We start from the raw sequence: 16,703 nt of genomic DNA, 5'->3' as shown, positions 1-16,703 counted from the left end.
TTAGATCAAGGCTTGGTACAATGGCGCCTGAAAGGGCGCCGCTGACTACTCTCGGCACTGCACCAACGTTTTCACCTGCCCCGAATCCGTCTGGTTCTCATCGGACAGCCACCGTTCAAACCCAGCACCAATCGCCGGCCATTCCGAGTCCAGAATCGAATACCAAGCGGTGTCCCGGTTCTTCCCCTTGACCACCATGTGCTGGCGGAACACGCCTTCAAAACTGAAACCCAACCGCTCGGCCGCGTACTTGGAGCGGGCGTTGTCGTTGTTGCATTTCCACTCCAGGCGTCGGTAACCCAGATCAAAGGATGCCTTGGCCAGTAAATAAACCGTTTCGGTGCTTTTTGGCGAACGCTGCATCGGTGCACCGAAAGTCACGTGGCCGATTTCGATGCGGCCCTGTGACGGGACGATCGACATCAGGCTGAGGATGCCTTGCACCTCACCGCTGGCGCGGTCGATCACACTGAAGAAGTACGGGTCGCTGTTGGCCGCATGATTATTCAGCCAGTCATCGAAAGCACTGCGCTCCGGGAAGGGCCCGTAAGGCAAATAGTCCCAAAGCTTCGGATCGGCGCCCGGGCCTTGCAGGGCATTCCACAAACCGTCGCCGTGGCGTGCCGGGTCAAGTTTTTCCAGGCGGATGAAGCGCCCTTCGATTGTTTGAACCGTCGGTGCCGGGACGCCTTTCCAGTCCGCGAGTGAAGTCGTCATGCTGTGCTCCTTGAACCTTAAATGGCTTTGCGAAACTGGATGAAACCAGGCCGTTCGGCGATGCGCTCGTAAAGCTGGATCGCGGTGGCGTTGGTTTCGTGGGTCAGCCAGTGGACCTTGCAGCAACCGTCCTCTTTGGCTGTGGCGTACACGTATTCGATCAGCTTGCGGCCGACGCCGGTGCCGCGAGTTTGCGGCGTTACCAGCAAGTCTTGCAGGTAGCACGAGTTTTCGATGCTCCAATTCGAACGATGGTAAATGAAGTTCACCATCCCTACCGCTTTGCCACTGTCCCAGGCCAGCGCCGAGTGGGTCGGTTCGTCAGGGTCGAGCATGCGCTGCCAGGTGCTTTGGGTGACGGCCTCGGGCAGTTCGGTGTTATAGAAACGCAGATAGGCCTGCCACAACGGCAACCAGGCAGCATGGTCATCGGCGGTGACCTGGCGAATCTCGATCTGACTCATGTTCATTCCTTAACGCATCAAGTGGGCGAGGGCCTGGTCATGCACATCGGGGCTGGCGGCGAGCCCCTCGCGCACGCCGGCGATATCTGCGGTGCTGCGGTTCTGGCTGAGTTTGCGCTTACCTTCCAGACGCTGGATCGGCAAGGCAAAACCGACGATGGCCTTGAGCATTCCGTCAATGTAGTCCGCGGGCGCGTCCGCGACCTTCCATGGATTGTTGCGACCTGCTTCATGACGATCCGTCAGAGCGCTGACCAGATTGCGCAGGCGATCAGCATCGGTGAAAACCTCGGCCGTGCCGTAAGCGTGCACGGCGACGTAGTTCCAGGTCGGCACGGCCTTGCCGTGTTCGGCTTTGCTCGGGTAGAACCCCGGGCTGACGTAAGCATCGGCGCCAGCAAAAATCACCAGCGCTTGAGCGCCGTCCTGCAATGCTTTCCATTGCGGATTGGCCCGGGCGAAGTGACCGTAGAGGGTGCCGTTCGGGCCTTGGTCGGGGCGAAGCAGCAGCGGCAGATGACTGGCCTGCAGGCCTTGCTCCCCATGGGTAACCAGCACGGCAAGGCGGGTGCCCAGTATCTGCTGCTGCAATTCATGCAAATCGTTAATGGCAAAGTTGCTTGGCGTGTACATGGCGATTTTCCTTGGCGAATGTGTTCATCCTAGGCAGGCTATTGGTCTGTTGTAAGAGCCATTAATGACCAATTTCATAGGTCCATTGCCATGACCAGCGAATCACTGTCCTTGTCGTTCAATCCTGCGGGTATCGAACTTGATCGCCGTCAGGGCTTGAGTCGTCAGTTGTATCAGGCGTTACGGGTACGCGTGCTCGACGGCAGACTGGCCAGTGGCACGCGATTACCGGCCAGTCGCGATCTGGCGGCGGCATTGGCGATTTCCCGCAACAGCGTGGTCCGGGCCTATGATCAGCTCTACGCCGAGGGCTTTATCGAAGGGCGCGTTGGCGACGGCACTTATGTTGCAAAACTGCCTCAAGCGATGCTGTCGGCGAAAAAACTATCCACAAAAATATCCACAGGGTTGCCAACAGGGTTACCCACAGCCTTATCCACAAACGGGCTGGAATTACCTGCGGTTTCATCCAGCAAAGTTATCCACAGCGGTGCCCTGGAGAGGGTAGAAAGGAATCATTTGGCAACACCGCCGAGTGGTCCGCCCCGGGCTTTTCGGGTCGGTGTTCCGGCTTTTGATCTGTTTCCGTTTGGGGTGTGGGCCAAGCTGAACGCGGCTTTCTGGCGCAAACCTGATTTACAGCAGCTGTGTTATGGCGATCCGGCTGGTGACCAGCGATTACGCAGTCTGATTGCTGCGTATTTGCGCAGCTCGCGGGGCATGCAGTGCTCGGCTGAGCAAATTGTGATCACCTGTGGTGCGCAGCAGGGGATCAGCCTTTGTGCACAGCTGCTGGTGGAGCCGGGCGATGGGGTGGCGATCGAGAATCCGGGGTATCGCGCCGCGGCGCATGCATTCGCAGTGGCCGGTGCGCGATTGCACGGGATAGCGGTAGATAGCGAGGGTATCGACTGCACCGAATTGGCGGAGCTCGCTAATTGTCGTCTGGCTTATGTCACTCCGTCGCATCAGTACCCGACCGGGGTGGTCATGAGCCTGGCACGTCGCCTGGAACTGCTGGCCTGGGCTGAACGCACCCAAGGCTGGATTGTCGAGGACGACTACGATGGCGAGTACCGCTACAGCGGCGCGCCATTGGCACCCTTGGCGGCACTCGATCGGCAGGGGCGAGTGCTGTATGTCGGGACCTTCGGCAAAGTTGCCTTCCCGGCGCTGCGCCTGGGTTATCTGGTGTTGCCGCCAGCATTGGTGAACGCGTTCTCCCAACGTCGTGCGGTGGATGTACGGCATTCCGAGGTCAGCACTCAGGCGGTGATGGCCGAGTTCATGGCCTCCGGGCATTTCCAGCGACACATTCGGCGTATGCGGCGTGCTGCGCTGAGCCGACGTAATACATTGCTGTCCGGTTGGCCTCAGGGTATTCCCGGTATCGGTTGCCTGCCGAGTGTCGCGGCAGGGCTGCACTTGATGGTCGCGGTCGAGTCTGCGGCCCGCGAGCAGGCGCTGATCGAAAAAGCGGCCAGCGTCGATGTCGAGATCAATGCCCTGAGCAGCTACTGGTTACCGGACTCGCAAAAACCGGAGGACCAGCGCGCCGGACTGGTCCTGGGTTTTGCGGCGGTGCCCGAAGTCGCGATCATCGAAGCACTCCGGCGTCTGGACAGAATCTGGCGCACATGAGTCTTGCACCACCGCCAGGGTTGCACGCCAGTTTTCGACTGCAGGCTACAGGTCAAAAAATAGCTTTCGTAACGCCGGGTCATCGATCTTGCGTAAAACCCCATCAATGGGCTCAACTTTACAAACAGATAATTTTTAAGCGTTGACGGTGTATATCCAAGGGCATAAATATTCAGTGGGTTACGAATAAAGTGCTCATATCACCTATCAGGGACAGGGTGGGTTGTTCAACTCTGCATTCTTTGTCCAGACAGTCTATTGAACAATTGGCCCTTCACTGCCTGATCAGCGAATGAGCTGAAATCAGGTCGGAAATTTTTGCTCGAATGCATCAAGGAATATACAGATGAAACATTCACACGAAAAATGCCTGAATGCAGCAATCGAGGCGACAAAATGTCAAACTCGGCAGCTGGCCGGGGGAGATCACTTTACTGCTTTGATTGATGACGTTTCCTTTTCGGCGCAGGATATTCGCGGTTTTATAAGTTTTGGTGTAAGAATTGTGGTGGGGGTCATTCATGAGGGTAATAACCGTCGATATATCTCGGTGGCCGCTGATGACGATCTAGGGACCGGCGAATACGATGTCAGTCTCGACGGGAAAGTTACAATTGGTTATATGATTGAGAATGAAGAAGAGCCGTTTCAGGAGTATCCGGCGGAACAGGGCAAGGCGAATATTTGTAGGGCCACTGATAGTGAGTTTTCGGCTGGATTTAATGTAAGGCTGGTTGAAGGGTTGCCTTATAAAAGAATAACTGAAGCCAGTTTTAAGGTCAGCGACTTGCAACACTTGTCCCTGACTTGAAAAACCAACCTCCTGCCAGCAGCAGGAGGTTTCCAAAGCCTTATGTCCCTGATTTGATCTTGGTCCAGGCCCGGGTTCGCGCACGTTCGGCATCGCGGGGCAGCGGTTGCAGGGTGTAGAGCGTGCCCATCGCCGTTTCGGTCGGGTACAGGTTCGGATTGTTGCGGATCGCCGGGTCGACCATTTCCGTGGCGTCCTTGTTCGGGTTCGGATAACCGACGAAATCGCTGACCGGCGCGATCACCTGGGGTTGCAGCAAATAGTTGATGAAGGTGTAGGCGTCTTGCGGGTTCTTCGCGCCTTTGGGGATGGCGAGCATGTCGAACCAGATCGGTGCGCCTTCTTTCGGCAGGCGCATGTCGACGATCACGCCATTCTTGGCTTCCTTGGCGCGGTTGGCGGCCTGGGAGAAACTGCCGGAGTAACCGACCGCGACGCAGATGTCGCCGTTGGCGATGTCGGCCATGTATTTGGATGAGTGAAAGTAGGTGACGTAGGGGCGAATCTTCATCAGCAAGGCTTCAGCCTTCGCGTAGTCCGCCGGCTTCGTGCTGTTGGGGTCCAGGCCGAGGTGTTGCAGGGCCAGCGGCAGGATCTCCGACGGCGAGTCGAGCAGGGCGACGCCGCACTGCTTGAGCTTGCTGATGTGCTCTTCGTTGAAGATCAGGTCCCAACTGTCCACCGGGGCGTTGGCGCCCAAGGCAGCCTTGACCTTGTCCGGGTTGAAGCCGATCAGGATGGTGCCGTACATGTAGGGCACGGCGAATTTATTGCCGGGGTCGTTGGCTTCGATCAGCTTCATCAGCTTGGGATCGAGGTGGTTCCAGTTCGGCAGCTTGCTGCGATCCAGTGGCTGGAACACGCCGGCTTCGATCTGCTTGGCGAGGAACACGTTGGATGGCACCACCACGTCGTAGCCGGAGTTGCCGGTCAGCAGCTTGGCTTCCAGTGCTTCGTTGGTGTCGAAGATGTCGTAGACCAGCTTGGTCTGGGTGTTCTGGGTCTTGAAATCTTCCAGCGCCTTGGGCGTGATGTAGTCGAACCAGTTGTAGACGCGCAACGTTCGCTCTTCAGCGTGAACGGCGCCACTGAGCACTGTGGCGCATAGCACTGCCGGGAAAAGTGCGGGAGCTATAAAACGCTTGAGTTGATGCATTGTTCCAATTCCTCATTGAGCGCTTTCAAAACCTTCGAGAACGTTCACGGCATTGATGCCGATCTCCTCTACCGCATAACCGCCTTCCATCACGAACAACGTCGGCTTGCCGAGGCGTGCGATGCGCTCGCCCATCGCCAGGTAATCCGGGCTGTCGAGCTTGAACTGGGAAATCGGGTCGTCCTTGAAGGTGTCGACGCCCAGGGAAACGACGACAATGTCCGCACCGTACTTTTCGATCTCCTTGCAGGCCTGCTCCAGAGCGGAGCTCCAGCTGTCCCAGCCGCTGCCCGCGGGCAAAGGGTAGTTGAAGTTGAAACCTTCGCCCGCGCCTTCACCCAGCTCATCTTCATAGCCGAGGAAGAACGGAAACTCGGCTTCCGGATGCCCGTGGATCGAAGTGAAGAGCACGTCGCTGCGCTCGTAGAAAATCGATTGGGTGCCATTGCCGTGGTGATAGTCGACGTCGAGGATCGCGACCTTTTTGTGGCCTTGATCGAGGAAGGCCTGAGCGGCGATGGCGGCGTTGTTGAGGTAGCAATAACCCCCCATCAAATCACTGGCGGCATGATGACCAGGTGGACGGCACAGGGCGAAGGCACTGCGGGCGCCGCGCTGGATTTCACCCTGGGCAGTGAGGGCCACTTGCGCTGCGCTGTACGCCGCTTGCCAGGTACCTGCAGTGATCGGCGCGCCGCCGTCGAAGCTGTAATAGCCGAGCTGGCCGTGCAGGCTGGTGGGGATGATCGGGCGCAGGGTGCGGGCTGGCCAGGTATAGGGCAGCAAGTCGCCATCGGTATTGAACTCGGTCCAGCGCGCCCAGGCACCTTTGAAGAAATCGAGATAGTCGCGGCTGTGGATGCGCGCGATTGGGTCGAGGCCGAAATCCTTCGGCGGTTCTATGGGGCCGAGGTTCTGCTTTTGCACCCGTGCCAGCACATGATCTGCACGCGAAGGCATTTCGAAGCACGGCTTGAGTTGCCCGTCGATCAATTCGCAACGGCCATGGTGCAGGTGGTGATCATCCGAGTAGATCGTCAGCATTTCTTGTTCTCCGCAGGCTGATTCGGTTGAACACAGTCTTGCGGTGCGGGGCGTTTCAGAGAATGGCAGAAAAGGCCAAAAAGGGATCGATATGGCCAAAATAGTTGACCGAAATTCGCCCCTTACATTTGTGCGGGAGTGCTCCCCTATGAGGCTTGGAATGCTAACCCTGTGGGAGCGGCGGTACGGCGATCCGACTTGCCCGCGAAGGCGTCGGCACAGCAGACATCAACGTCGCCTGACACTCCGCTATCGCAGCGATGCGGCGATCCGACAAGCCAGCTCCCACAAGTTATCGATGTGGCCTGAACTGACTCGGCGCCACACCGCTCCATCGCATAAACGCATGACGAAAGCTCGCGGTCTCGCTGAAGCCCAGCGCCTCGGCAATCTGGTAGATCGGCACCTGGTCCTCACAAAGCATGAGCTTGGCCTGTTCGAAGCGTAATTCGTCGAGCAATTCCTGATAACTGCACCCAAGGTCCTTCAGATGCCGGCGCAACGTGCGCGCCGAACAATTCATCTGCTCGGCCAACCCCTCCAGCCCCGGCGCCGCATTCAGTTGCGCCCGGAGTAACTGCCGAATCCGTCCCAGCCAGGCCTGACGGCCAGTGAATTCGGTGTTCTGTTTGCGGCAGCGTTCGGCCATGGCCTGATGGGTGATGACATCGGCAAGCGGCAGGGGGCGGTCAAGCCAGTTTTTGTCGAAAGCGAAGGCGTTGTCCCGGGCCTCGAAGTGCAGCGGGCAGTTGAAGTGTTCCGCATACGTGGCTTCATAGTCGGGCGCGACATGTTCGAAACGGGCAGCCAGCAACGGCAGTGGATGGCCGAGCAGGTCGTCGCAGATGGTTTTCAACGACACCAGACAGAACTCGGCGTTGAATACGGCCAGCGCCGGATTTTCGCGGTAATCGGCGGCCACGAACCAGATACGCTGGCCATCGTCCTCAAGGCCCAGCTCGAAAAGTGTTCCCAACAGCGCTGGATAACGCATCGCCAGACGTAACGCGTCACCGAAGGTGGCACTGGTGAGCAGGGCATAGCCGAGCATGCCGTAGGAGGAAACGTGCATCCGCCGGCCCAGTTCCAGGCCGATGTCACGCTTGAGCGCGACGGCGTTGGCGCAAACCTGCATCTCCTGGTTGGTGGTGATGCGCGTGTCCGCGCGGTTCAGATCCGCCGCACTGATGCCGCTTCCCGCGAGCAGTGCTTCGCTGGACAGACCTTCGGCGTTGAAAGTGTTGAGCACCAGAGAAACGGCGTTGAGGGTGGTGAGGTGGGAATGGAGCATGGGAGGTTCCAGCCTTGGGATGGCAGGAACGCAGCAAGTTACATGCCGAGCGAGGAACCTGTAGGAGCGAGCTTGCTCGCGATAGCGGTGTGTCAGCCACATCAATGTTGCATGTGCCGCCGTCTTCGCGGGCAAGTCGGATCGCCGCACCGCCGCTCCCACAGGGTTTTGTGTCAGGTTTGAAGGTCAGCTCAGTTCGCCGCAGAGGTCGAGCTCGACCAGTCGCCGCACTTCAGCAGTGTCCAGCCCGGCGCCCAGCAACCCATGCAACTTGCCAAACGCCGCCTCACGGGTCATGCCGCCTCCCGACAGCACGCCAACGCCACGCAAGCGGCTCCCGGCTTCGTACACATCCAGCTCGACGCCACCTTCATGACACTGCGTAACTGCAACCACCACCACGCCGTTGTCTCGTGCTCGCGAAAGGGCGGCGAGAAACTCCGGATTGTCGCTCGGCCCCGTGCCGCTGCCGTAACACTCCAATATCAGGGCTTGAATACCGCTATTGAGCACACCATCAAGTTGCTCGGCACCGATACCGGGAACCAACGGCAGCACGCCGACTTTCGCCAGTTGCGTGTTCTGACGGTAATTCAGTTCACCTGGCAGCGGAGTGGCCTTCAGACCGCCGCCCTGACGCTCAAGTCGCTTGAAGGGGTGACGACCGAAACTGCGAACCTTCGCGCAACGGGTCGGGTCCAGTAGTTCGCCGTGGAAGTACAGATGAACACCCGGTGCCAAGCCCTGGCCCAAAGCAACCAGTGCCCCGCTGAGGTTTTCCCAGGCATCGCTGTCGGTCACGCCGGCCGGCAGCATCGAGCCGGTGAAGACTACGCGGGCATGCAGTCCGAGCAACTGAAAACTCATGGCCGCAGCGCTGTAGGCCAACGTGTCGGTGCCATGCAGGATCAGTACGCTGTCGCAGCCTTGTACATCAACAGCGTCGACCACCGCTTCACGCAGTTGCTGCCAGTACGCCGGGCTCATGTTGGCGCTGTCGATCAGCGGCGACATCTCGCGAAAGCGCCACTGCGGCACCACTAGCTCAGGCTGGCTGTGCAGGTATTCGCGCATCCGCGCTTCGAAACCGGACGCCGGGGCCAGGCCGTGGGCACTGGCTTGCATACCGATGGTGCCGCCGGTGTAGAGCACCATGACGTGCTGGGCGGCAGGGTAGGTCGAGGAATTCATGGGGACTCTCCGAGAACGATGACTTCCAGTGCAGGAGCAAGCTTGCTCGCGAAAGGGCCGGCACATTCAACATCAATGTTGACTGGGCAACCGCTTTCGCGAGCAGGCTCGCTCCCACATGGGATTTCGCACTTTAACCGATCAGCGTTGCGCTGCGGGTACGCCTTGCGGCTCGGCTTCAGCCTTAGTGGCGGCAGCCGGCGGGTTCGCTGGCCAGGCTTTCAGATCAAGGTCCAGGTCCGGGAACTTGCTCGAGTCAAACACCGGCGTCTTGATGCCGGCAGCGCGCTGGTCATCGTAGTCACGCAGGATGCGCATACCGACTTTGAACAGCAGGAACAGCGCGATCAGGTTCACGAAGGCGAGCATGGTCATGGTGATGTCAGCGAACGCGAACACCGTTCCGAGGTTCTCGATAGCGCCCCAGAAAATCAACACCAGTACCAGTGCGCGGTAGCCGATCAACGCTTTGCGGTTTTCTCCGATCAGGAAGCGCAGGTTACTTTCGCCCAGGTAGTAGTTGTAGAGGATCGAGGTGAACACGAACAACGCCAGCGCTACCGAGATGAACATCCGGCCCCAGTCACCGACCACTGCGGCCAGGGAGTTCTGGGTCAGGGCAATGCCGTCGCCTTCGAAGCCCGGGGTATAGAAGCCCGAGAGCAGGATCAGCAAGGCAGTGCAGGTGCAGATCACGAAGGTGTCGAGGAACACGCTGAACGCCTGAACCACGCCTTGTGCCACCGGGTGCTCGACCGACGCCACAGCGGCCACGTTAGGCGCACTGCCCAGGCCTGCCTCGTTGGCGAACACGCCGCGCTTCACGCCCATCACGATCGCGCTGCCGATCAGGCCACCGAAAGCCTGGTCAAGACCGAAGGCGCTTTTGACGATGGTCATCAACATGCCTGGCACCTGATCGAACTGCAGCACGATCACGTAGATGGTCACGCCGATGTACACCAGGGTTTTCACCGGTACCAGCAGGTCGGCGACTTTGGCGATACGCTTGATGCCGCCAATGAACACCAGGCCCAGCAACACAGCCAGACCGATGCCGGTGTAAGTGGTGTCGAGGCCGAAGGCGTTGTTCAGCGAGTGCGTTACAGCGTGGGATTGCAGACCGTTGAAGGCGAAGCCGAACGTGATCAGCAGCAGGAACGCCATGATCATGCCTAGCCAGCGTTTCTGCAGGCCGTGCTGGATGTAATAGGACGGGCCGCCACGGTAGGTGCCGTCGGAGTCGCAGCGCTTGTAGAGCTGGCCGAGGGAGCATTCGAAGAAGCTGCTGGACATGCCGACCAGCGCGGTCACCCACATCCAGAACACTGCACCTGGACCGCCCAGGGTCACGGCGATGCCGACACCGGCAATGTTGCCCGCACCGACGCGGCCTGCAAGGCTCAGCATTAAGGCCTGGAAGGAGCTGAGTTGACCGGCGCTGCTTTTGAGGCTGTCGCGGAACACCGCGAACATGTGGAAGAAGTGGCGCAGTTGTACGAAACGCGAGCGGATCGTGAAGTAGCTACCGAGCCCGACAATGAGCACGATCAGTACTTTCCCTGAGAGGAAGTCGTTAATGACTTCGAGCATGGAGTATTCCTCGCTGTTTTTTATGTAGAGCAAAAGCTGGGCGGGGCGGAAACATCGCGTTACACCGGTTTGCGCACTGCAAAACAGGCGAGGCGAAGATTTCGTCCCGGTTCCAAATTGCGGGTTTGTTATTAGTTCGGGGTTCGCATGGGTTTAGGCCTCGTTACCGACGACCGCTCATGCGAAGAGGGGCGGCACTATACCGATGAGTGCGGCGCCCGTCTGCCCGGTTGTGGTGCAACATCAGAAGATCTTTTTGCTTTTAAAAAAAAGGGCCTGGGGAATAAATCCCCAAGCCCTCAAAAGGTGAGAGGTGTCTAGTCCCTCGACCTGGTGAGCGTGGCCCTTCGTACTCTTCGTTAAAAGAGAAGAGAGCCGGGCGTTTGGTCAAGCCTTCAAAGGCACCAGACGCGGAGCGATCATGTTTTCCGGGCGCAGGATGTCGGCGAGCATTGCGTCGTCGAGCAAGCCTTCTTCGCGCACCAGTTCCAGCACGCCGCGGCCGCTTTCCAGGGCGATGCGGGCAATGCGGGTGGCGTTTTCATAGCCGATGTACGGGTTCAGTGCGGTGACCAGGCCGATCGAATGTTCGACCAGCTCGCGGCAACGCTCTTCGTTGGCGGTGATGCCGACGATGCAGTGCTCGCGCAGCATGTCCATGGCGCGTTGCAACAGGCGGATCGAGTCGAAGATCTTGAACGCGATCAGCGGTTCCATCACGTTCAGTTGCAGCTGGCCGCCTTCGGCCGCGATGGTCAGCGCGAGGTCGTTGCCAATGATCTGGAACGCCACCTGGTTCACGGCTTCCGGGATTACCGGGTTGACCTTGCCTGGCATGATCGAGCTGCCTGGCTGACGTGCCGGCAAGTTGATCTCATTGATGCCGGTGCGTGGGCCGCTGGACAGCAGGCGCAGGTCGTTGCAGATCTTCGACAGCTTGACCGCGGTGCGCTTGAGCATGCCGGAAAACAGTACGAAGGCACCCATGTCGGAAGTGGCTTCGATCAAATCGGCGGCCGGCACCAGCGGTTGACCGCTGATCAGTGCCAGGCGTTGAACGGCCAGGAGCTGGTAACGCGGGTCGGCGTTGATGCCGGTGCCGATCGCGGTGCCACCGAGGTTCACTTCGGTCAGCAGTTCCGGTGCCAGGGTCTTCAGGCGGGCCAGATCTTCGCTCAACGTGGTGGCGAAGGCACGGAATTCCTGACCCAGGGTCATCGGCACGGCGTCTTGCAGCTGGGTACGGCCCATCTTCAGAACATGGCTGAATTCTTGACCCTTGGCGGCGAACGCCTGGATCAGGCTGTCGAGGCTGGCCAGCAGCGCGTCGTGGCCCAACAGCAGACCCAGACGGATTGCCGTCGGGTAGGCGTCGTTGGTCGACTGCGCCATGTTCACGTCGTTGTTCGGGTGCAGGTACTGGTATTCGCCTTTCTGGTGACCCATGGCCTCCAGGGCAATGTTGGCGATCACTTCGTTGGCATTCATGTTGGTCGAAGTGCCAGCGCCGCCTTGAATCATGTCCACCACGAACTCTTCGTGGAAATCGCCGCGGATCAAACGGGCACAGGCTTCGCTGATGGCAGCGTGCTTGGCTTCGCTCAGATGGCCCAGCTCGCGGTTGGCGTCAGCGGCGGCCTGTTTGACCATTGCCAGGCCGACAACCAGCTTAGGGTAATGCGAAATCGGAACGCCGGAGAGACGGAAGTTATTCACCGCTCGCAGGGTCTGGATGCCGTAGTACGCTTGAGCAGGTACTTCGAGTACGCCAAGCAGGTCTTTTTCTGTGCGGAAAGATGCAGCGGAGGACATGATAGAAATCATCTCGATAAGGACCCGGTCTGTGCCGGAACACTGCAAATGCTAGGCTTGTGAAGCATTTTGGGCCAATGCTGTTAAACACTGGCCTATGCATATTCGGCATAATACCGGTGTGACGCCGTGTATGCGGCGAGCGTGTGACCTATTTTGGTGCGTGTCCGGGAGGACGTGATGAATCTGGAAAGTAAATGGCTCGAGGACTTCAGTGCCTTGGCCGCCACCCGCAGCTTCTCCCAGGCTGCCGAACGGCGCTTCGTGACCCAGCCCGCTTTTAGTCGGCGAATCCGCAGCCTGGAAGCCGCGCTCGGACTGACGTTGGTCAATCGCTCGCGCACGCCGATCGAGCTGACCGCGGCGGGGCAACTATTTCTGGTGACCGCGCGGACCGTGGTCGAGCAGCTCGGCGAAGTACTACGCCATCTGCATCATCTGGAAGGCGGGCAGGGCGAGGTGATGCAAGTCGCTGCCGCTCACTCGTTGGCCCTGGGATTTTTTCCGCGGTGGATTGCGCAGTTGCGTAACGAGGGCCTGAACATTGCCACGCGGCTGGTGGCGACCAACGTGGGTGACGCTGTGCATGCCCTGCGTGAAGGAGGATGTGACCTGATGTTGGCGTTCTATGACCCGGACGCTGCAATGCAGATGGATCCGGAAATTTTCCCGTCGCTGCATTTGGGGAATACCGAAATGTTACCGGTTTGCGCGGCCGATGCGGAGGGTAAACCGCTGTTTGATCTGGAAGGCGAAGGCAGTGTGCCGCTGCTCGCCTACAGTGCCGGGGCATTTCTCGGGCGTTCAGTGAACTTGCTGCTGCGTCAGCGTGCGTTGCGTTTCACCACCATCTACGAGACGGCCATGGCCGATAGCCTGAAAAGCATGGCGCTGGAGGGGCTGGGCATCGCCTGGGTGCCGCAGCTCAGCGTGCGCGCCGAACTGGCGCGCGGTGAGCTGGTGGTCTGCGGCGGCCCGCAATGGCATGTGCCGCTGGAGATTCGTTTGTATCGCTGCGCGCTGGTGCGCAAGGCGAATGTGCGGTTGTTGTGGCGCAAACTTGAAGGTGGAGCGGCGAGTGCCAACCTTTAAACCGAAGAAGACAGAGGCGTTTATTGCGCGCCTCTGTCGATAATCAGGTTGAAACGTCAATCTTTGTCGGCCAGATAGTTCTTGATGTTTTGCCGGTTGACGGGACTGAAGGTGTACGTGTTGGCTGCGAACATATCCTGCTTGGGTGTCATGTAGGTGTCGGCGAACCAGGGGGTGAACTGAACTTCCGAGTCTTCATGTTTGGCCCCAAGCAAGTGACCAATTTCATGTCCGACAATTTGATAGCTTTTCACTGATGCGATTGCGACTTTCCCGGGCCTGGCGGGCGGCCAAATAAGTGCAGCACCTGCCGCGTCATCGTTCAACATATCGCGCGTGACCAAAATGACTTTGGTCAAATCACTATTGATCTTTATATCTAAGGCTTCATTCTTCATTTCCTCAAGGAGTTTAAAGCACAAGGCTTGCCATCTTTGCAGGGTTTTTAGTGTGTCGTTGCCTTTGTAATCAAAGTTGCTATAGGGCTCGCCGCCCGCGAAGATGACATTAACTTTTCGCTCGGTGAAGCTTTCCAGTTCGCTTACGAGAGGTTGGAAATGATCAGCGTAAATCGTCTTGCTCGTCGATTCTGGTAAGTCGTTGTGAATGACGGCAATAACATCAATAGGCTCTTTTCGTTTGTTTTCATTGTTCAAAGTCATCCTTGAATCCTTGCCAATGGGTTGTCAAAATCCAGTTAAATTTGAGAGATATGTTGTTGGTGGCCGTGATAATAATAAAAGTAAAGCGGCGAAAGTTAAATTAACCAGTATGTTTTGATTTGGCGAGTGGACGTATATTTCAGCCTGTTTCGTCACGCTGGAAACCGTACATATTTAGACTTTCCGGGTTTTTGGAAGGGTGAATGAACGTGCATTCGGTAACCGGATTGCTCTCCCTGGGTCGCCCACGTCGGCTGACCTTTGAGTCAATAAATCCCCGGATTGCGGCACAATGACAGATGGTCGCAACGGGGGCTGTTTATCTGCCTCATTACGGTATACTGCGCGGCCTTCGGCCGGTTCGCCCGGCCCTAATTCGTACACTCAAGCCACGCCGGATCTCCCGCGTGGCTTGTTGTTTTTTGACGCGCCTGCGGGCGCCCAGAGAGAAGAGGCACGACGATGAGCGCACTGGTTGGCGTGATCATGGGCTCCAAGTCCGATTGGTCCACCCTTAGCCACACCGCCGATATGCTGGAAAAGCTCGGCATCCCCTACGAGGTGAAAGTGGTCTCTGCCCACCGCACCCCGGACCTGCTGTTCCAGTATGCCGAAGAGGCCGAGGCACGGGGCATCGAGGTGATTATTGCCGGTGCTGGCGGCGCGGCCCACTTGCCAGGCATGTGTGCGGCCAAGACCCACCTGCCGGTGCTGGGTGTGCCGGTACAGTCGTCAATGCTGTCGGGCGTCGACTCGCTGCTGTCGATCGTGCAGATGCCTGCGGGCATTCCGGTCGCGACCCTGGCCATCGGCAAGGCCGGCGCGATTAACGCAGCCCTGCTCTCGGCGAGCATCCTGGGCGCCAAGCACCCGCAGTTTCACGCGGTGCTGAAAACTTTCCGTGCTGAGCAGACAGACAGCGTCCTGGAAAATCCAGACCCACGCATCGCCTGAGGTTGTTGACGATGAAGATCGGTGTAATCGGTGGCGGCCAGTTGGGTCGCATGTTGGCGCTGGCGGGCACCCCGCTGGGCATGAACTTCGCTTTCCTGGACCCGGCGCCGGATGCCTGCGCAGCCGCGCTGGGCGAACACCTGCGGGCCGATTACGGCGATCGGGACCATCTGCGTCAGCTGGCCGATGAAGTCGATCTGGTGACCTTCGAATTTGAAAGCGTCCCGGCCGAAACCGTGGCCTTCCTGTCGCAATTCGTTCCGGTCTACCCGAGCGCCGAAGCCCTGCGCATCGCGCGTGATCGCTGGTTCGAGAAGAGCATGTTCAAGGACCTGGGGATTCCAACCCCGGCGTTCGCCGACATTCAGTCGCAAGCGGACCTGGACGCCGCCGTGGCTGCCATCGGTTTGCCGGCCGTGTTGAAAACCCGCACCCTGGGTTACGACGGCAAGGGCCAGAAAGTCCTGCGCAAGCCTGAAGATGTCGTCGGCACTTTCGCGGAACTGGGCAGCGTGGCCTGCTTGCTGGAGGGCTTCGTGCCATTCACTGGTGAAGTCTCGCTGATCGCCGTGCGTGCTCGCGATGGCGAGACCCGGTTCTATCCGTTGGTGCACAACACTCACGACAGCGGCATTCTCAAACTGTCCGTGGCCAGCACCGAGCACCCGTTGCAAGCGCTGGCAGAAGACTATTCCAGCCGTGTGCTCAAGCAGCTGAATTATGTCGGCGTGATGGCGTTCGAGTTCTTTGAAGTCGACGGTGGCCTGAAGGCCAACGAAATCGCCCCGCGCGTGCACAACTCCGGGCACTGGACCACCGAAGGCGCCGAGTGCAGCCAGTTCGAAAACCACCTGCGGGCCGTTGCCGGGCTGCCGCTGGGTTCGACGGCCAAGGTCGGCGAGAGCGCGATGCTCAACTTCATCGGCAAAGTGCCGGACACCGAGAAAGTCCTGGCCATCGCCGATTGCCATCTGCATCACTATGGCAAGGCGTTCAAGGTCGGTCGCAAGGTCGGTCACGCCAACCTGCGGTGTGCTGACCGCGAGACCCTGGCTGCGCAGATCCTCAAGGTCGAAGCGCTCATCGCCGAGTAGTTTCATGTGGCAGCGGCGGAACCATTCAGGGGCCGCCGTTCTCTCATGGCAGGATGCCAAAGTCTTACTAGGCTATCGCAGGGTGTCCTGTCTCACCAATACTGTTCCTTTTTGACGGCGTCTGTTGCCGTCATGCTGCGTTGCCGCTCCTCGCCATAGCTGGCTATGACTCGTCGCGGCGCCTTGCCTGACGACAACAGCCACTCGTCAAAAACGGAACATTATTGGTGAGACAGGACACAAGCCATTCAAATCAGAGGGAAATGCCATGGGAATTATCGGAACCATCTTTATCGGCTTGATTGTCGGCCTGCTGGCGCGGTTCCTGAAACCGGGCGATGACAGCATGGGCTGGATCATGACCATCCTGCTCGGTATCGGCGGTTCGCTGGCGGCCACTTATGGCGGCCAGGCCCTGGGCTTCTACCAGGCCGGTGAAGGCGCAGGCTTCCTTGGCGCGCTGGTCGGTGCCGTGATATTGCTGGTGATCTACGGCATGATCAAAAAGAACTGATTGAAGCGACAAAGCCCTCTCTGCCAAACGCGCG

Annotated in this window: 16 protein-coding genes; 6 read left to right on the top strand and 10 right to left on the bottom strand. The window is 58.8% G+C overall.

All coding sequences use genetic code 11. The features are described 5' to 3' along the window. Window positions 1-45: 45 nt before the first annotated feature. Genes ACA067_RS32295 through ACA067_RS32285 form a run of 3 tightly spaced genes read right to left on the bottom strand, consistent with a single transcriptional unit; the run spans window position 46 to window position 1,814 of the window. Window positions 46-717 carry a GNAT family N-acetyltransferase gene (locus ACA067_RS32295; RefSeq protein WP_497460051.1) on the bottom strand — a complete coding sequence of 224 codons (672 nt, stop codon included), beginning with the start codon at window positions 715-717 and terminating at the stop codon, window positions 46-48. Between the two features lie 17 nt (window positions 718-734). Beyond that, window positions 735-1,181, bottom strand: a complete 447-nt coding sequence (locus ACA067_RS32290; protein WP_497460050.1) for a GNAT family N-acetyltransferase — start codon at window positions 1,179-1,181, stop codon at window positions 735-737. A gap of 9 nt (window positions 1,182-1,190) precedes the next feature. Continuing rightward, the gene (locus ACA067_RS32285) at window positions 1,191-1,814 is read right to left on the bottom strand and encodes an FMN-binding negative transcriptional regulator (protein WP_497460049.1); all 624 of its coding nucleotides are present in this window, start codon (window positions 1,812-1,814) and stop codon (window positions 1,191-1,193) included. Between the two features lie 90 nt (window positions 1,815-1,904). On the opposite strand from ACA067_RS32285, the gene pdxR reads away from it, so the two are divergent. Continuing rightward, window positions 1,905-3,455: a MocR-like pyridoxine biosynthesis transcription factor PdxR gene (gene pdxR, locus ACA067_RS32280; protein ID WP_497460048.1), complete on the top strand. Its 1,551-nt coding sequence runs from the start codon at window positions 1,905-1,907 to the stop codon at window positions 3,453-3,455. A gap of 346 nt (window positions 3,456-3,801) precedes the next feature. Beyond that, window positions 3,802-4,266 (top strand): hypothetical protein, encoded by a 465-nt coding sequence (locus tag ACA067_RS32275; RefSeq protein ID WP_497460047.1) that lies wholly within the window; start codon window positions 3,802-3,804, stop codon window positions 4,264-4,266. 40 nt (window positions 4,267-4,306) lie between these two features. Here ACA067_RS32275 and ACA067_RS32270 read toward each other — a convergent pair whose 3' ends face one another. From ACA067_RS32270 to aspA, 6 genes are all read right to left on the bottom strand, one after another. Continuing rightward, window positions 4,307-5,422: a polyamine ABC transporter substrate-binding protein gene (locus tag ACA067_RS32270; protein ID WP_497460046.1), complete on the bottom strand. Its 1,116-nt coding sequence runs from the start codon at window positions 5,420-5,422 to the stop codon at window positions 4,307-4,309. A 12-nt stretch (window positions 5,423-5,434) separates the two neighbouring features. Next, on the bottom strand, window positions 5,435-6,466 hold the full coding sequence (locus ACA067_RS32265) for a histone deacetylase family protein (protein ID WP_497460045.1): 1,032 nt from the start codon (window positions 6,464-6,466) through the stop codon (window positions 5,435-5,437). Window positions 6,467-6,758: 292 nt separating this feature from the next. After that, window positions 6,759-7,757, bottom strand: coding sequence for an AraC family transcriptional regulator (locus ACA067_RS32260; RefSeq protein WP_497460044.1), 999 nt, complete (start codon window positions 7,755-7,757; stop codon window positions 6,759-6,761). 186 nt (window positions 7,758-7,943) lie between these two features. Continuing rightward, complete coding sequence (locus tag ACA067_RS32255; protein ID WP_497460043.1) at window positions 7,944-8,948, bottom strand: asparaginase; 1,005 nt, start codon at window positions 8,946-8,948, stop codon at window positions 7,944-7,946. A gap of 141 nt (window positions 8,949-9,089) precedes the next feature. Continuing rightward, the gene (locus ACA067_RS32250) at window positions 9,090-10,541 is read right to left on the bottom strand and encodes an alanine/glycine:cation symporter family protein (RefSeq protein ID WP_497460042.1); all 1,452 of its coding nucleotides are present in this window, start codon (window positions 10,539-10,541) and stop codon (window positions 9,090-9,092) included. A gap of 387 nt (window positions 10,542-10,928) precedes the next feature. Next, on the bottom strand, window positions 10,929-12,353 hold the full coding sequence (gene aspA, locus ACA067_RS32245) for an aspartate ammonia-lyase (protein WP_154997665.1): 1,425 nt from the start codon (window positions 12,351-12,353) through the stop codon (window positions 10,929-10,931). Window positions 12,354-12,533: 180 nt separating this feature from the next. On the opposite strand from aspA, the gene ACA067_RS32240 reads away from it, so the two are divergent. Beyond that, entirely contained in the window at window positions 12,534-13,445 is a 912-nt protein-coding gene (locus ACA067_RS32240; RefSeq protein WP_497460041.1) for a LysR substrate-binding domain-containing protein, read from the top strand. Window positions 13,446-13,501: 56 nt separating this feature from the next. On the opposite strand, the gene ACA067_RS32235 is transcribed toward ACA067_RS32240, so the two are convergent. Next, a complete protein-coding gene (locus tag ACA067_RS32235; RefSeq protein WP_497460040.1) occupies window positions 13,502-14,107 on the bottom strand; it encodes a hypothetical protein in 606 nt (201 codons plus the stop codon). 462 nt (window positions 14,108-14,569) lie between these two features. Here ACA067_RS32235 and purE point away from each other — a divergent pair, with 462 nt between their 5' ends. From purE to ACA067_RS32220, 3 genes are all read left to right on the top strand, one after another. After that, window positions 14,570-15,061, top strand: coding sequence for a 5-(carboxyamino)imidazole ribonucleotide mutase (purE, locus tag ACA067_RS32230; RefSeq protein ID WP_017341565.1), 492 nt, complete (start codon window positions 14,570-14,572; stop codon window positions 15,059-15,061). Window positions 15,062-15,072: 11 nt separating this feature from the next. Continuing rightward, window positions 15,073-16,155: a 5-(carboxyamino)imidazole ribonucleotide synthase gene (locus ACA067_RS32225; RefSeq protein ID WP_497460039.1), complete on the top strand. Its 1,083-nt coding sequence runs from the start codon at window positions 15,073-15,075 to the stop codon at window positions 16,153-16,155. Window positions 16,156-16,423: 268 nt separating this feature from the next. Then, on the top strand, window positions 16,424-16,669 hold the full coding sequence (locus ACA067_RS32220) for a GlsB/YeaQ/YmgE family stress response membrane protein (RefSeq protein WP_150800010.1): 246 nt from the start codon (window positions 16,424-16,426) through the stop codon (window positions 16,667-16,669). Window positions 16,670-16,703: the final 34 nt, after the last annotated feature.

Source organism: Pseudomonas sp. LBUM1674, from assembly GCF_059695635.1.
The sequence above is the reverse complement of the archived record's forward strand: the minus strand, read 5'-3'. Positions and strand labels throughout refer to the sequence as shown.

What these genes read in the sequence shown, in the direction of transcription:
- ACA067_RS32295 (WP_497460051.1), bottom strand. Translation starts at nt 717, where the DNA reads ATGACGACTTCACTCGCGGACTGGAAAGGCGTCCCGGCACCGACGGTT.
- ACA067_RS32290 (WP_497460050.1), bottom strand. Translation starts at nt 1,181, where the DNA reads ATGAGTCAGATCGAGATTCGCCAGGTCACCGCCGATGACCATGCTGCC.
- ACA067_RS32285 (WP_497460049.1), bottom strand. Translation starts at nt 1,814, where the DNA reads ATGTACACGCCAAGCAACTTTGCCATTAACGATTTGCATGAATTGCAG.
- pdxR (WP_497460048.1), top strand. Translation starts at nt 1,905, where the DNA reads ATGACCAGCGAATCACTGTCCTTGTCGTTCAATCCTGCGGGTATCGAA.
- ACA067_RS32275 (WP_497460047.1), top strand. Translation starts at nt 3,802, where the DNA reads ATGAAACATTCACACGAAAAATGCCTGAATGCAGCAATCGAGGCGACA.
- ACA067_RS32270 (WP_497460046.1), bottom strand. Translation starts at nt 5,422, where the DNA reads ATGCATCAACTCAAGCGTTTTATAGCTCCCGCACTTTTCCCGGCAGTG.
- ACA067_RS32265 (WP_497460045.1), bottom strand. Translation starts at nt 6,466, where the DNA reads ATGCTGACGATCTACTCGGATGATCACCACCTGCACCATGGCCGTTGC.
- ACA067_RS32260 (WP_497460044.1), bottom strand. Translation starts at nt 7,757, where the DNA reads ATGCTCCATTCCCACCTCACCACCCTCAACGCCGTTTCTCTGGTGCTC.
- ACA067_RS32255 (WP_497460043.1), bottom strand. Translation starts at nt 8,948, where the DNA reads ATGAATTCCTCGACCTACCCTGCCGCCCAGCACGTCATGGTGCTCTAC.
- ACA067_RS32250 (WP_497460042.1), bottom strand. Translation starts at nt 10,541, where the DNA reads ATGCTCGAAGTCATTAACGACTTCCTCTCAGGGAAAGTACTGATCGTG.
- aspA (WP_154997665.1), bottom strand. Translation starts at nt 12,353, where the DNA reads ATGTCCTCCGCTGCATCTTTCCGCACAGAAAAAGACCTGCTTGGCGTA.
- ACA067_RS32240 (WP_497460041.1), top strand. Translation starts at nt 12,534, where the DNA reads ATGAATCTGGAAAGTAAATGGCTCGAGGACTTCAGTGCCTTGGCCGCC.
- ACA067_RS32235 (WP_497460040.1), bottom strand. Translation starts at nt 14,107, where the DNA reads ATGACTTTGAACAATGAAAACAAACGAAAAGAGCCTATTGATGTTATT.
- purE (WP_017341565.1), top strand. Translation starts at nt 14,570, where the DNA reads ATGAGCGCACTGGTTGGCGTGATCATGGGCTCCAAGTCCGATTGGTCC.
- ACA067_RS32225 (WP_497460039.1), top strand. Translation starts at nt 15,073, where the DNA reads ATGAAGATCGGTGTAATCGGTGGCGGCCAGTTGGGTCGCATGTTGGCG.
- ACA067_RS32220 (WP_150800010.1), top strand. Translation starts at nt 16,424, where the DNA reads ATGGGAATTATCGGAACCATCTTTATCGGCTTGATTGTCGGCCTGCTG.